Source organism: Acinetobacter sp. Z1, assembly GCF_024296945.1.
Taxonomy (GTDB): Bacteria; Pseudomonadota; Gammaproteobacteria; order Pseudomonadales; family Moraxellaceae; genus Acinetobacter; species Acinetobacter beijerinckii.
Genome location: NZ_CP101115.1, coordinates 285,320 through 299,885, shown reverse-complemented (window position 1 = coordinate 299,885; position 14,566 = coordinate 285,320). Strand labels below are relative to the sequence as shown.

Sequence of the window (14,566 nt, the reverse complement as noted above, 5' to 3'; positions counted from 1 at the left end):
CTAATTTATATAAGCTATCTTAATATTGTGAGCACTACTGAGAGAGAAATCGCCAAACTATTTACAAGCAATAGCTTAAGAGCTATTGCTTCTGGTGACGTTTCATCTCTTGAAAAAATAATAAATAACAAATCCTTAAGCTCAAATGTAAATACATCCAGTATCCTTGATATATATTCATCTGCATTTGAATTTTTAAGTCAAAATTATAGAAATGAATATGTCTATAAAAATTTCATTGCTCGCAAAATTTTAAGAAGCAAACATTCACTCCAGTCATCCGTTTTACTTTCAGAATTCAGAGTAGGTCAGAATAAAGCTGATTTAGTCTTACTAAATGGCTGTTCAACTTGTTATGAAATCAAAACAGAATATGATTCATTAAACAGATTAGAAGACCAGCTACAGTCATATATTCAATTATTTGAAAAAGTTTATGTCGTTTGCCCTACTTCCCTACAAATAGATGTAGAAGCTATCATTCCTCATAGTGTTGGTATTATGGTTTTAACCGACAACAACACTTTACGGACTATAAAAGAAGCTATATCTAATGATATTTTTGATATTAACCTTATGATGAAGTCATTAAGAAAAGAAGAGTATTTAGATATTGCTGAAAATATATATGGGTTAAAAATTGATGTTCCTAACACTCAGGTTTTTGATCTGTGCTTTAAAATTCTAAATAAATCTGATAGAGATGTTGTGAACAATTTATTTTTAAAAACTTTAAAAAAACACAGAAAGAATAATATTGAAGCAATAAATACTCTACCACACCCTTTGACTAATGCTTTGATAAGCTTTAAATTCAATAAAAATGATATTAAAAACCTAATTAGCTTTTTCTCGGAGAAAGACCTTAATGTATTATCCAATTTTAAGAGGAAAACTTAATGAGCTTTTAGCTATTCGAGAACTATCAGAGCTAGGACTTAAAAACTTTATTCCTGTTATTGAACCTGTGAAAAATGATATAAAAGCACTCTGTAAAACCATTGAGGTCCTAAATAAGAATGGTATTGTACCTTATATAATCATTAACCCAATAATTGGTGACTTTAAAAAATCACAGACTGAGTTTAGTGAACTCATAACTAAGATAGAGAATATCGAGTATACACCACTCTACTCGATCAATGAAAAGACGAATTTATACAATGATTTTTTAGAATTAAATAATTTTGGTTTGTTTATTCAGAAAGGCATTGATAAAGAACTGATTGATTTTACAAAAATCTCAAGAATTAATTTTATTCAAAATGATAATAGTCCACAAGTTAAAAGACTTATACACAATAAAGTTGTCTATGAGGACTTTTTTAAAAGACAACTAAGAAATGCAGATTATCCTCAAGAATCATCATTCTCAGCCTTACATAGTTATTATCATGAAGAAAATAATATAGGTTTTGGTGATTACACTATTACGGGCGATGATTTTATTGAAGGTGGTGGTCCAGCCTATGTTGTAACAGTTCATGCATCGTATATTGATTCTCAAAGATTTGATGAGTTATTCATTCGTCACTATTCCTCAGAAGACGATGGAACACCCACTAATCCTGGTGCTAAATTTAAGGAAGCGTTAACGAAACTTATTTCTGATTTCCAATCAAAGAAAATCCTTTTCGAAGAAACCAAAGGACTACAAGAGTTCATTTTTTTATACAAAATAGGACATTTCCCAGGGTTAGGGCAAGTTAAAAAAAATTCAATAATGCACCATATTGAAACAATAAATATATATTTAGAATCAAAGGATTAAGACTAATGGTTCGAAAATGTTGTAGTAACTGTTTTTCAGATAAAGCTTTGAAGTTACAAATTAACTCAATAGGTAGAATTTCACGTTGTCATTATTGCGGAACAAATGATGCAAGTACTATAAATATAGATCAATTGTATATGCTAATCTCACCTCTTATTGAAGTGATTGATAGCATATTTGAAAAAGATACAGATGGTTATAGTTTATTCCATATCCTATCAAGTGAATTTAAATTATTTACTAGTAACGTTCAAGAGCAAATAATTGAAGATGCTCTACAAAATAAACAAGAGTTCATTAACAAAAAATATAAAAACTTTCCAACTAATACTCAGAATGAATGGGAAGCCTTTAAATATGAACTAAAACATAATAATCGTTTCTTTCCTCAAATTGAGATATACAGAGATGCTTTTCTTGAAACTGGAAACCTATTTGAGAAATTTACAGAGGTAATTGAGCAACTAAATTATGAAATTACTACTTCTGATACACTTTTTCGTGCTCGAATATCGGATAATATACTTAAACATCAAGAAATGAACAAACCTCCTTTAGAAAAAGTGACTATAGGTAGAGCTAATCCAGATGGTATTTCTTATCTATATACAGCTCAGTTAATTGAAACTGCATTAACAGAGGTTCGTCCAAGTAACGGGCAAACTGTTTATATTGCTTGTTTAAAAGTCAAACAAGATATTAACGTTATTAATTTATGTGATCCCAAAAAAGATATTTCATTCATATCTTTAAGCTCTACAGATGATTTTCATAAGATTATGAAATTAGTTAATTTATTAGATCAATTCGCCAAAGAGTTATCTTTACCTGTTTTGCCTAATCGTTCACATCTCGATTATATACCAACTCAATTCATTACTGAGTTTTTTAAAAATTTAGGTGGGATTGATGGATTAATGTTTAATAGCTCTTTTGGAAACGGTTACAACTTAGTCATATTTGATCAAGATAAAATAGATATTCCAATTGATATACCCTTGAAACAATTGAGAATTATGGGTATACAGCCTGATTATACTGAATTATAAAAATAACACACTTAAAATAAAAGCCTCAGAAGAGGCTTTTATTTATTTGATCAGTTACTTAGAACCCTTAATCCCTGCTTGTAATAACAAAGCACCTAAACCACCGATTTTTTGCTCTTGCGGTTTTTCAGTTTTTGGCTTGTTATTTTGTGGACGCTTAAAGTCACCTTCTTTACGTGGCGGACGTTGACCTTGAGGCTTACGCTCTGAACGTTCAGTTCGCTCTTTCTGTGGACGCTGTTGCTGACGTGGCGCTTTAGCAGGTGCAGAACCTTCTGCACGCATACTTAAGTTTACACGATTACGTTCCACATCAACTTGCATCACACGCACTTGCACGATTTGACCTGGTTTCACCACTTTATGTGGATCAGAAACAAATTCATTCGCAAGTTCAGAGATATGCACTAAACCATCTTGATGTACACCCACATCGACGAATGCGCCGAAGTTGGTCACATTGGTCACTACACCTTCAAGCTGCATGCCTTCAGTGAGTTGTGCAACTTCCGTAATATCTTCACGGAACTTGGCTGTACGGAACTCTGGACGTGGATCACGAGCAGGCTTTTCAAGTTCAGCTAAAATATCTTGAATCGTCGGCAAACCAAATTTGTCATCGACAAACTCATCTGCTTTGACTTGGCGGATAATTTCAGTATTACCAATAATGTCTTTTACCGTCGTTGCTTTTGCCGCAACAATCTTTTCAACCACGCCATAACTTTCTGGGTGAACTGCTGATGCATCCAATGGCTCAGAACCATTTTGAACACGTAGGAAGCCTGCTGATTGCTCAAAAGTACGCTCGCCTAAACGTGGCACCTTTTTCAAGGCTTGACGGTTGTCGAAACGACCATGTTCTTTACGATATTCAACGATTTGCTGTGCAATAGATTTATTTAAACCTGCAATATACGCCAAGATCGCTGGAGATGCTGTATTCACATCGACACCTACTGCGTTTACACAGTCCTCAACCACAGCATCCAGTGTTTTAGCCAAACCAGTTTGATTCACATCATGCTGATATTGACCCACACCAATTGATTTCGGATCAATTTTAACAAGTTCAGCCAATGGATCTTGTAAACGGCGTGCAATTGAAACCGCACCGCGAATTGAAACATCAAGCTCTGGCAACTCTTGAGAAGCGAGTTCACTTGCCGAATAAACCGACGCCCCTGCTTCACTTACAGTAATACGTGTCAGATTCAAATCCGTATTGGCAGCCATCATTTCTGCTACAACCGCTTCGGTTTCGCGACTTGCAGTGCCATTACCAATCGCAATAAGTTCCACGTGGAACTCTCTGCATAAACGAGCTAACTCAGCAATTGAACCTTCTTTATCTTCTTTCGGTGCAAACGGATAAATCGTGCTATGCGCGAGAACATCACCTGCATCACTCACCACAGCAAGCTTCACGCCAGTACGGATACCAGGATCAACACCTAAAGTGGTACGCCCACCCGCAGGTGCAGACAATAATAAGTGACGGAGATTTTCAGCAAAAACATCCATTGCTTCAGCTTCAGCAGCTAAGCGCTTATCAGTCAATAATGAATGTTCAATTTGCGGACGAATCTTGCCAAGCCAAAATAATTTTGCAGTTTGCTTTAAATAATCCTGACGGCTTTGTGGTTGAATTTGTTCAAGATTATATTCAGTTTCGATGCGTACCAATGGCGCATCATCTTCACCATCTACTTTTAAACCCAGTACATTTTCTTGACGACCACGTAACATCGCCAATAAACGATGAGAAGGTAACTTGTTTAAATTTTCTGAAAATTCAAAATAATCACGGAATTTTTTGCCAACTTCTTTTTTCTCTTCAGAAGCGACGGTACTTTTCAATAATGCTGTTTTAGCAAAAGTTTGTTTTAATTCAGTGGTGAGCGCAATATTTTGTGCCCAATCATCAATCAAAATATGCTGAATTGCATCGAGTTGACTTTCAAGGTCTGGATAGTCTTCATGACTAAAATCAGCCAACGCTTCTGCTGGATCAATTTGATCGTTAATGATTTTCTCAGCAATCGGACCTAAACCCGCTTCTCTTGCTTTAAAAGATTTACTAGTACGTTTTGGGCGATAAGGCGCATAAATTTCTTCTAACGCATTCTTTGTTTCAGCCGCATTTACACGTGCCAATAAATCATCGTTTAATTTATCTTGTTCTTGTAAAGACTGGATTACTTTCTCACGACGCTCGTATAAATCACGCAAGTAAGTTAAACGTGTATCGAGTTGACGTAATTGCGTATCATCTAAGCCTTGTGTGACCTCTTTACGGTAACGAGCGATAAAAGGAACACTAGCGCCTTCATCAATTAAACGAATAGCAGCTTCTACTTGGTTTGGACGTACGGCGAGTTCATTTGCCAACTGCTGAACTAAGTCAGTCATCGTGATTGATTCCACTAGGGTTAAGTCTAAAAGCACTGATTATAAAGTCCATGACTATAAAATCCACTATTGTTTTTTTGAATATTATTTCAATAGATAATGCTAATTCACCAATGTTTCTAAAATACCAACAGTTTTTTAGCTAAATATTGAAAAAATAGATTGATTGTCATGATTTTACCTGTATACATTTGGTATCTATCTCTTGATTTTATTGGCAATATTTGTTGCTTTATAACATAGCCAAAACCGTGCAATGAACCTTATACTCCCGATCATTGCATAAGACGATGACAATAAACGATAAAGGAGCACACATCATGAGTTTAGTTGTACCTGCCGAATCGACGGAAACCGTACACCATGAAACAGATCGAGTCGAACGCATCTTAGTCGTCGATGATGATGTGCGTTTACGTACGCTTTTACAGCGCTTCCTTGAAGATAAAGGCTTTGTGGTCAAGACTGCCCATGATGCTACGCAAATGGATCGTCTGCTTCAACGTGAGCTATTCTCACTGATCGTTCTTGATTTCATGTTGCCTGTCGAAGATGGTTTAAGTATTTGTCGTCGTTTACGTCAGTCGAATATCGACACACCTATTATTATGCTTACTGCTCGTGGCAGCGATTCTGATCGTATTGCAGGCTTAGAAGCGGGTGCAGATGACTATCTACCAAAACCATTCAACCCAAATGAACTTTTAGCGCGTATTCGTGCTGTATTACGCCGCCAAGTCCGCGAAGTGCCTGGTGCTCCAAGCCAACAAGTTGAAGTGGTCAGTTTTGGTCCATGGGCATTAGATCTTTCTACACGTACTTTAACTCGTGAAGGTCAAGTGGTCACGTTAACCACAGGTGAGTTTGCGGTACTAAAAGCCTTAGTTCAGCATCCACGCGAACCATTAACTCGTGATAAATTAATGAATTTAGCGCGTGGTCGTGAATGGGGTGCAATGGAACGCTCAATTGATGTTCAAGTGTCTCGCTTACGTCGTTTAATTGAAGACAATCCAGCTCGTGCTCGCTACATTCAAACGGTTTGGGGTGTAGGCTACGTTTTTGTTCCAGATGGTGCTGAATAAGCTTAGGAAGCAAATTGTTGAAACTTGAACCAATCGATCCGCAAGCATTTACTGATTTCGTGGCTTATTCAGAACGGCCACGAACCAAGTGGGAACGTTTTTTAGATAAAATTAAGCCGCGTTCAGCCGCAATGCGTACCACAATTTTGGTACTTTTTACGGTGTTTTTTAGCCTTTTTATGTCCTTGTGGTTCTTTTGGCGAACTTTATATTTACCAGAATTACAACAACATGCGCGTTATCTCGCCATCGAATTAGAGTTAGTCAATAATCCTGATATTCGGATTCTACATCGTGATACTGAAGTCGATGTCGACACTTGGCTTAAAAACCGTATTGGTATCGAGTACATCACTGATCCTAAAGAATTCCCAGTCGTCGAAGATAAGTTCTTAGCGGAACTGTTTACCAATCAGATTGAGGCAAAACTAGCTAAAGAACTAGGTGTCGATAACGTTACCGTTTATTTTAAATTTAAACCCATCCCTCGAATTTGGATTCAAACACCAGAGATGAATGGCAATTGGGTGCGAGAACCGTTAAAAACTTATACTAACTACAGTGTTGAATTGATCTCTGCTTGGTTATTTGGTGTCCCAATTTTTTCATCCATTATTATTCTCATTTTAGTTCGACAAATGAATCGACCATTGCGTCGTTTACAGAATGCCGCCAGCAGTTATAGTAAATCAGGAAAAGCACCTTATTTAGATACTAATCATGGTCCTTTTGAAATTCGTCAAGTTAACCAAGCCTTTAATCATATGGTCTATACACTTGAACAAACCGAACGTGATCGACAAATCATGTTGGCGGGGATTTCACATGATTTGCGCACACCTTTAACACGCATTCGACTCACCGCAGAAATGCTGCCTGATGAGTTTTTCCGCGAAGGTCTGATCTATGATGTCGATGATATGGATGCGATTCTAAATCAATTCATTTCGTATATGCGTGATGGTTCTGATGAGGAATTGACCGATACCAACATCAATACGTTATTGCAAGAATTAGTCATACAGTTCAAGCCACTGGATATACGTTTTGCAATGCAAGAGCTACCCATCATTCAAGCTCGAAGCTTATCTTTAAAACGTTTAATTGCAAATCTGATTAACAATGCGAAACGATATGGAGCCGAGCCGATTGAGCTTTCAGCCAGTCATGTCGATGAACATATATTGATTACAGTTGCTGACCACGGCGAAGGCATTCCACCTGATCAAGTCGAGGAACTCATGCAGCCCTTTGTTCGTGGTAATTCGGCACGAACCGTTCAAGGAAGTGGTTTAGGACTCGCTATTGTGAAGCGAATTGTGGAGATCCATCAAGGACAAATCAATATTCGCAATCGAGAACAAGGTGGTTTAGAGGTCGTGATCTCTCTGCCAATTACGACAGCCACAGAAGAAGAACCTCAAAATAATACACTTGATAAAATCAGACAGACTCTAACTGGGCATTTTTAAAACAAAAAGTGGCAGATTAAAATGCCACTTTTTCTACTGTAAAAATATCACGGATTTCACATATTAGACCTTAGCCGTAATCCAATTCCCTTTTCACTTTTTAACGTTAAAATCCATATCTATTAAAAAGTATATTGAGAATGGATCATGTCTTTAAGTCGTATTCGCCTTGCTTCCCTACATGACAAAGTAATGAGTGCTGAACAAGCAGCGCGCTTTATTGAAAATGATATGACGGTTGGTATGAGTGGTTTTACTCGTGCTGGAGAAGCGAAAGCTGTTCCACAAGCACTGGTTGAACAAGCCAAAAAAAATCCGTTAAAAATCACGTTAATTACAGGTGCAAGTCTAGGTAACGACTTAGACAAACAGCTCACTGAAGCAGGCGTTCTTGCGCGTCGCATGCCATTCCAAGTTGATAATACTTTGCGTCGTGCGATTAATAACGGCGAAGTGATGTTTATCGACCAGCATTTGTCTGAAACTGTTGAACAAATGCGTAATCAGCAACTCAAACGTCCAGATATTGCGGTAATTGAAGCCGTTGCAATCACTGAAGATGGTCACATTGTTCCAACAACGTCTGTAGGTAACTCTGCAAGTTTTGCCATTTTCGCGGAAAAAGTAATTGTTGAAATCAACACCTCTCTCAGTGAAAACTTTGAAGGCTTACACGATATTTATATTCCAACCTATCGTCCAACGCGCACCCCATTGCCTTTGACTCAAGTAGATGATCGCATTGGCTCAACCGCAATTCCAATTGATCCAGCGAAAATTGTCGGTATCGTGCTTAATGATACTGCTGACTCACCATCAACTGTGACACCACCAGATGATGAAACTCAAGGCATTGCCAATCACCTCATCGCTTTCTTTGAAAAAGAAGTTGCTGCAGGTCGTTTAGCGAAAAACTTAGGTCCGTTACAAGCAGGTATCGGTTCAATTGCCAATGCAGTTTTAACAGGTCTGAAAGATTCAAACTTCGAAGATCTGGTGATGTACTCAGAAGTATTACAAGACTGTACTTTTGAATTAATCGATGCAGGCAAAATGAAATTCGCGTCTGGCAGTTCAATTACACTTTCTGCTCAATGTGGCGAGCGTGTATTTGGTAATTTAGAACACTACAAAGATAAATTAGTATTACGCCCACAAGAAATTTCAAACCATCCTGAAATTGTGCGCCGTTTGGGTATTATTGGAATTAATACTGCACTCGAGTTTGATATTTACGGCAACGTCAATTCAACTCATGTTTGCGGTACCAAAATGATGAATGGTATTGGTGGCTCAGGTGACTTTGCTCGTAATGCACATTTGGCTATTTTCGTGACCAAATCAATTGCTAAAGGTGGTGATATTTCATCAATCGTACCGATGGTCAGCCATGTTGACCACAATGAGCATGATGTTGATATTTTAGTTACAGAAGTCGGTTTAGCAGATTTACGTGGTTTAGCACCTCGTGAACGCGCACGCGTGATCATCGACAACTGTGTACATCCTCTCTACAAAGCGGCATTAAACGATTACTTTGATCGCTCTTGTGAGCGCGGTGGTCATACACCTCACATTCTTCGTGAAGCATTGTCATGGCATGCTAATTTTGAAGAAACAGGTCATATGTTAGCTGCTGAAAAGCTCGCAAAAACTGCTTAATTTATTATTTTAAAAATAAAAAGCTGAATCTAAAAAATTCAGCTTTTTTTTAAATTAGAATTTCAAACCATAAGATAATCCGAGAATATGCTGATCCATTTCTAGGTTAGCTTCACCGCCTCCGAAAGCTGTAGGAATTGATTGATTACCTTTTACCTTTTTCTTCAAGCCATAAGTATAAGCAACACTCAACTCCTGTCTCTGATCCACACTCCATGTTGCACCCAAGCTTAAATGATCTTGAATGACGCCAGGTGCTAAGATATTTAGAAAAGTTTGATCATTCGGAATGGGTTGATCATTATGGCTATATCCTGCTCTCAAGGTTAATTGTGGATCAACTTGATACGTTGCCCCCAATTTATAGATATTAATATCTTTCCAGCCAAAGCCCTGCCCATTTTCCGTTCCAAAGGCATTACCCGCCATCACTGACGCTAAACTAAAAGGATGACCAACTGAATCAACATCCGAATAATTAATTCGTTGAGCATCCGCTAATATTTTCAAGGCTGGTGTGATCTGAAAACTTGCGCCAATGGCGTAACTTTCTGGAACATCAAAACTACCCGCTTGCGCAAATAAACCACGGTACTTATCAAATTTATCCGCTTCAATTTTTGAAGAGTAATTTGCTCCTACCGTTACAACATCATTTAATTTGGCGCTCCACCCGATCCTCACACCAATACCTGTTGCTGAGTCCTTACCTTGGTTACTTAGTTTTTGTGCATCACTTGAAAACGGTGCAAAACCAGAAATACCTTTCGCTTCAAAGCGTTGGTAAAGAATATTAGTTGCAATACCAATGGATTGATTTTCGCTATAGCGCCATGCGACCGCAGGTGAAATAAAGACTTGAGCTAAATCAACACCTGCTTCTCCTGTATTACCAAATGCTGCATAAGGGTTGCGTTTATAAGTCGTGTTCATTCCCCCATTGCCATAAATCGCTAAGCCTAGAGCAACGGTATCATTTACCTTCTTATTGATCGCAAATTCAGGTAGTACAAAGTATTCACGACCATTACCACTATATCGTCCGTTGGCACCTGCCAAGTTTCCTTCTATTTCCGCAGAGCGTTTAGGATTAAATAAAGTTGCTCCCACATCAACTCGGCTGTCAATCCAACTTAAACCAGATGGATTACTTGCGATGGTGAGTGCGTCGTTAAATGAAGCTATAGAAGCGCCTGCATTGCCTTGAGATTTAACCCCATAACCATGCATAAAATAGCCTGTAGTTGCAAATACATGCTGCGTGAGGGTCGATAAAATAATCACGGGCAGTGCCACCCCAATAAATTTTTGCATAACTTATCTTCGATAAAAATAATATATACACAAGCATATTGTTTTTCTTTTATTCTTATAACCAAATAAAACTGAGAAACATATTCTTATTATTCATAAAGAATCTTTTTTAAGTGCAGTTTTACTCTTAAATAAATTGGGTTAAATTTTTCCATAAAAAAACCCCAAACTTGAGTTTGGGGTTTTTGAATATGGTGGCGGGACCCAGGATCGAACTGGGGACACACGGATTTTCAATCCGTTGCTCTACCGACTGAGCTATCGCGCCAATGGGGTGTATTAAGCCGTATCTCAGCGCAATAGTCAATAATTATCATGAGCTTTTGATTTAACTGCCCATTTTTCACGCAACAAACTTTAAGACAAAAAAAATCCCTGATGGGATCAGGGATTGAAAATACAAATTTATGGTGGCGGGACCCAGGATCGAACTGGGGACACACGGATTTTCAATCCGTTGCTCTACCGACTGAGCTATCGCGCCAAAGTGGGCGTATTAAACAATGTTTGTCAAAACACGTCAAGCAAATTTGCGTTTTTTTCTAACAAGCGATTAATTTTGCTACACATCCTCAAAATTCGGTGTTTTTAGATTTTACCTAAGTGCGATAAACAACGATGAATCGCACCACAACCTGGCTCAAATTGCTTTACGCCATGCTCTTCTTCCATTCGACACACTTCTTCGACTAAACGTTCAGCCACACCACGACCACGGTTAGAAGGATGCACCACAATATATTCTAAAACACGGCTTTCACCTTGTCCTGTTACCCAAATTGCACCTATAATTTTGGTGTTAAATTCAGCGGTATAAACTGTGGTATATTGCTGTAGATCTTGTTCAAGTTGCTGCATAGCATCTTGCCCATCGCCAAACTCTGGGCTGGTATCGTAAAGTCGCTCTAGCTGGGTACGAATCCCTAGATTATCTAGGGAACTGTAAGCATGTACGCTAATAGGCATTGATTAACCCTCCTGAGCAAACTATGATGCTGTCACTTTTTCGTCACAGCGAAATATTGGTTTTTAATTCAATCATTTTTGACGTTTTTTGAGGAACGTGTCCATGACGCAACGTATCAGTGAAGTGGTAAGAAATACCAACGAAACAAAAATTCGAGTTCGTCTCAATCTCGATGGTACTGGTCAAGGCACACTCAACACTGGAGTTCCATTTTTAGACCATATGATTGATCAAATCAAGCGCCATGGTCTATTTGATATCGATATTCATTGCGATGGTGATCTAGAAATTGATGATCATCACACCGTTGAAGATTGTGGAATCACCTTGGGGCAAGCTTTTGCGCAAGCTTTGGGTGATAAAAAAGGCTTACGTCGCTATGGTCATTTTTATGCACCACTTGATGAAGCACTTTCTCGTGTTGTAGTAGACCTATCTGGTCGTCCGGGTTTATTTATGGATATTCCATTTACTCGTGCGCGTATAGGAACTTTTGATGTGGACTTGTTTTCGGAATTTTTCCAAGGTTTCGTCAACCATGCATTACTGACATTGCATATTGACAATCTCAAAGGCAAAAATAGTCATCACCAGATTGAAAGCGTGTTCAAAGCAATGGCACGTGCTTTGCGTATGGCATGTGAAATTGATCCACGTGCAGAAAACAGTATTGCTTCGACCAAAGGTAGTTTGTAATGACCCGTATTGCTTTACTCGATTATGGTATGGGTAATTTGCACTCTGCGGCGAAAGCCTTAGAACACGTTGGTGCTACTGTTGATGTGACGAATGATCCTAAATTAATTGCCAAAGCGGATAAAATTGTTTTCCCTGGTGTGGGTGCAATGCGTGATTGCATGCAAGGTATGCATGAAGCAGGCATTGATGAGGTCGTCCGTCAAGCTGCCTTCAACAAACCTGTTTTAGCGATTTGTGTCGGTATGCAAGCCCTACTACAAAGCTCTGAAGAAAATGGTGGTGTCGATGCTTTGGGAATTTTTGATGGTGTTGTTAAACACTTCCCAGAAATTCCAAATTTGAAAGTACCACACATGGGTTGGAATCAAGTGCATCAACTTGATCCAAGTCATCCAATGTGGAACAACATTGAACAAGATGCGCGCTTCTATTTCGTACATAGCTACTATGTAGAACCAAAAGATGCTGCTATTACTGCGGCAACTTGTGATTATGGAGTGAATTTTTGCACTGCGATTCATAAAGACAATTTGTTTGCAACGCAGTTCCATCCTGAAAAAAGTCATACCGCTGGGTTACAGCTGTTAAAGAACTTTGTGGAATGGAAAATTTAATCACTTGAATGAATTTAGTTTCTGAAAATAAAGCCAATTTTAAATTGGCTTTATTTTTTAATTTTCTTTTTATTTATTTCTAATTACTTTTTGCATATCATGCAAACGTTTTGAATAAAAATCAAACAGCACATCGTTTCAAAATTAATTTTAAAAATCAGTGACTACAGGAAAATAATATGTCATCTCATTTTCAAACCAATGATTCAGGTTTTAGTGCAAATGGTCGTTTCGGCAGACTGTCTTACTTAGGCTGGAATATGTTACTTATGGTCTTCGTATTCATTTTAGGTATTATCGCAGCATTTCTAGTCCCTACTTTTAGCAGCTCATCAACAGGCTCATCGTTGTATGTATTCGGTGGACTCTTTATCATTGTTTATATTGCAATGATCTACTTTAGCTTCGTTTTTTCAATTCGTCGTTTGCATGACCGCAATCAAACTGGTTGGTTATCACTTGTAATGCTTGTTCCATTGATCAATTTTTTATTTTTTATTTATTTAAGTTGTGCAAAAGGTGATGAAAACACAAATAATTATGGGTTGCCTCGTATTACTCAAGGTTGGGAAAAGGTTTTAGCTTGGATTTATATTATCGTCTTCCCAATCAGTATTTTAGCAATTGCAGCAACAGCAATTCCTGCATATCAAAGCTATATAGAGAAAAGTCAGCAAATGCAAATTGAACAGCAGCTTAATCAAGCTGAATAAGTTCAAATAAAAGCCAAGTTTCCAAACTTGGCTTTTTCATTTCAATAAAAACGTTTAAGCTCAAACCAAAGTTTTGAGTTTCGTTATAATGGAAATGCCACAGCAAACAACGCTTTTAAGCAAAGAATACATCCGTGCATTACCCGCATTTCAAAACTTAGATACCGATAAGATTTTAGTGATTCAAACACCACAACAATGCTTATCTATTCAAAATGAACTCTATCAAACACCTATTTTTGGTTTTGATACTGAGTCTAAACCTACTTTCAAGGTCGGAGAAAAATCGACTGGACCGCATCTTATTCAGCTTGCAACACTTGAAAAAGCTTATTTATTTCAAGTTACTCCAGAAATCTTAGTATTTTTAAAGCCTATTTTAGAAAATGAACATCAACTTAAAGTTGGTTTTGGCTTAAAAAATGATCTGAGTAGTTTCCGCCGTAAAGGGATTGAACCAAAATCACTGATTGAACTTTCCAAAAGTTTTTCGAGTTTTGGTTACAACGCTCAAGTCGGTGTACAAACAGCAATTGCCCTGCTCTTCCAACGCTATTTTGTCAAAAGTAAAAAAATCAGCACTTCAAACTGGTCTGTCAAACAGCTCAGTCCTCAGCAAATCAATTATGCTGCAGCAGATGCTTATGCCGCATTGTTGATATGCCAACAGCTATATCATCAGAAAATATTGTCCACTCAAATTCAACAACAAATTGCAAGAATACTTGAAGGTTCAACAGACAAGGCTTAGCGATTGATCAATACTTTGCTAATATGTAGCCAATTTAAACTTTATGATGATGCA

13 protein-coding genes and 2 tRNA genes are annotated in these 14,566 nt (G+C 37.8%); 10 read left to right on the top strand and 5 right to left on the bottom strand.

The genetic code is table 11. The features are described from left to right. Nucleotides 1-27 precede the first annotated feature (27 nt). The 3 genes from NGC85_RS01385 to NGC85_RS01375 are packed head-to-tail and all read left to right on the top strand — an operon-like array spanning nt 28 to nt 2,823. Nucleotides 28-900 carry a sce7726 family protein gene (locus NGC85_RS01385; protein WP_254804610.1) on the top strand — a complete coding sequence of 291 codons (873 nt, stop codon included), beginning with the start codon at nt 28-30 and terminating at the stop codon, nt 898-900. Continuing rightward, the gene (locus NGC85_RS01380; protein ID WP_241339611.1) at nt 869-1,771 is read left to right on the top strand and encodes a sce7725 family protein; all 903 of its coding nucleotides are present in this window, start codon (nt 869-871) and stop codon (nt 1,769-1,771) included. The genes NGC85_RS01385 and NGC85_RS01380 overlap by 32 nt, the downstream gene beginning before the upstream one ends. A gap of 5 nt (nt 1,772-1,776) precedes the next feature. After that, nucleotides 1,777-2,823 (top strand): RES family NAD+ phosphorylase, encoded by a 1,047-nt coding sequence (locus tag NGC85_RS01375; RefSeq protein ID WP_241334584.1) that lies wholly within the window; start codon nt 1,777-1,779, stop codon nt 2,821-2,823. 54 nt (nt 2,824-2,877) lie between these two features. Here NGC85_RS01375 and NGC85_RS01370 read toward each other — a convergent pair whose 3' ends face one another. After that, nucleotides 2,878-5,235 (bottom strand): Tex family protein, encoded by a 2,358-nt coding sequence (locus NGC85_RS01370; protein ID WP_254804609.1) that lies wholly within the window; start codon nt 5,233-5,235, stop codon nt 2,878-2,880. A 320-nt stretch (nt 5,236-5,555) separates the two neighbouring features. Between NGC85_RS01370 and ompR the strand changes: the two genes are divergently transcribed. From ompR to NGC85_RS01355, 3 genes are all read left to right on the top strand, one after another. Continuing rightward, nucleotides 5,556-6,320 carry a two-component system response regulator OmpR gene (gene ompR / locus NGC85_RS01365; protein ID WP_004678831.1) on the top strand — a complete coding sequence of 255 codons (765 nt, stop codon included), beginning with the start codon at nt 5,556-5,558 and terminating at the stop codon, nt 6,318-6,320. A gap of 17 nt (nt 6,321-6,337) precedes the next feature. Beyond that, nucleotides 6,338-7,792, top strand: coding sequence for an ATP-binding protein (locus NGC85_RS01360; RefSeq protein WP_254805522.1), 1,455 nt, complete (start codon nt 6,338-6,340; stop codon nt 7,790-7,792). 147 nt (nt 7,793-7,939) lie between these two features. Beyond that, nucleotides 7,940-9,454, top strand: coding sequence for an acetyl-CoA hydrolase/transferase family protein (locus NGC85_RS01355; protein WP_254804608.1), 1,515 nt, complete (start codon nt 7,940-7,942; stop codon nt 9,452-9,454). A gap of 54 nt (nt 9,455-9,508) precedes the next feature. Here the strand turns inward: NGC85_RS01355 and NGC85_RS01350 are convergent, their stop codons facing one another. The 4 genes from NGC85_RS01350 to NGC85_RS01335 form a co-directional block, all read right to left on the bottom strand. Further along, on the bottom strand, nt 9,509-10,768 hold the full coding sequence (locus NGC85_RS01350) for an OmpP1/FadL family transporter (protein ID WP_254804607.1): 1,260 nt from the start codon (nt 10,766-10,768) through the stop codon (nt 9,509-9,511). 192 nt (nt 10,769-10,960) lie between these two features. Next, nucleotides 10,961-11,036 (bottom strand) — tRNA-Phe (locus NGC85_RS01345). A 140-nt stretch (nt 11,037-11,176) separates the two neighbouring features. After that, nucleotides 11,177-11,252: transfer RNA gene (locus NGC85_RS01340), tRNA-Phe, on the bottom strand. A 104-nt stretch (nt 11,253-11,356) separates the two neighbouring features. Beyond that, the gene (locus tag NGC85_RS01335) at nt 11,357-11,734 is read right to left on the bottom strand and encodes a GNAT family N-acetyltransferase (protein WP_005052309.1); all 378 of its coding nucleotides are present in this window, start codon (nt 11,732-11,734) and stop codon (nt 11,357-11,359) included. A 103-nt stretch (nt 11,735-11,837) separates the two neighbouring features. Here NGC85_RS01335 and hisB point away from each other — a divergent pair, with 103 nt between their 5' ends. From hisB to NGC85_RS01315, 4 genes are all read left to right on the top strand, one after another. Then, on the top strand, nt 11,838-12,431 hold the full coding sequence (hisB, locus tag NGC85_RS01330) for an imidazoleglycerol-phosphate dehydratase HisB (RefSeq protein ID WP_254804606.1): 594 nt from the start codon (nt 11,838-11,840) through the stop codon (nt 12,429-12,431). Further along, on the top strand, nt 12,431-13,048 hold the full coding sequence (gene hisH / locus NGC85_RS01325; protein ID WP_169109006.1) for an imidazole glycerol phosphate synthase subunit HisH: 618 nt from the start codon (nt 12,431-12,433) through the stop codon (nt 13,046-13,048). Before hisB ends, hisH begins: the two co-directional genes overlap by 1 nt. Nucleotides 13,049-13,227: 179 nt before the next feature. Beyond that, nucleotides 13,228-13,761 (top strand): DUF805 domain-containing protein, encoded by a 534-nt coding sequence (locus tag NGC85_RS01320; RefSeq protein WP_254804605.1) that lies wholly within the window; start codon nt 13,228-13,230, stop codon nt 13,759-13,761. An 88-nt stretch (nt 13,762-13,849) separates the two neighbouring features. Then, nucleotides 13,850-14,512, top strand: a complete 663-nt coding sequence (locus NGC85_RS01315) for a 3'-5' exonuclease (protein ID WP_254804604.1) — start codon at nt 13,850-13,852, stop codon at nt 14,510-14,512. The last annotated feature ends 54 nt before the right edge of the window (nt 14,513-14,566 follow it).

Coding starts and splice junctions, on each gene's coding strand:
- NGC85_RS01320 (WP_254804605.1), top strand. CDS start 13,228: ATGTCATCTCATTTTCAAACCAATGATTCAGGTTTTAGTGCAAATGGT.
- NGC85_RS01335 (WP_005052309.1), bottom strand. CDS start 11,734: ATGCCTATTAGCGTACATGCTTACAGTTCCCTAGATAATCTAGGGATT.
- hisB (WP_254804606.1), top strand. CDS start 11,838: ATGACGCAACGTATCAGTGAAGTGGTAAGAAATACCAACGAAACAAAA.
- NGC85_RS01370 (WP_254804609.1), bottom strand. CDS start 5,235: ATGACTGACTTAGTTCAGCAGTTGGCAAATGAACTCGCCGTACGTCCA.
- NGC85_RS01315 (WP_254804604.1), top strand. CDS start 13,850: ATGGAAATGCCACAGCAAACAACGCTTTTAAGCAAAGAATACATCCGT.
- NGC85_RS01375 (WP_241334584.1), top strand. CDS start 1,777: ATGGTTCGAAAATGTTGTAGTAACTGTTTTTCAGATAAAGCTTTGAAG.
- NGC85_RS01350 (WP_254804607.1), bottom strand. CDS start 10,768: ATGCAAAAATTTATTGGGGTGGCACTGCCCGTGATTATTTTATCGACC.
- NGC85_RS01355 (WP_254804608.1), top strand. CDS start 7,940: ATGTCTTTAAGTCGTATTCGCCTTGCTTCCCTACATGACAAAGTAATG.
- NGC85_RS01380 (WP_241339611.1), top strand. CDS start 869: ATGTATTATCCAATTTTAAGAGGAAAACTTAATGAGCTTTTAGCTATT.
- ompR (WP_004678831.1), top strand. CDS start 5,556: ATGAGTTTAGTTGTACCTGCCGAATCGACGGAAACCGTACACCATGAA.
- hisH (WP_169109006.1), top strand. CDS start 12,431: ATGACCCGTATTGCTTTACTCGATTATGGTATGGGTAATTTGCACTCT.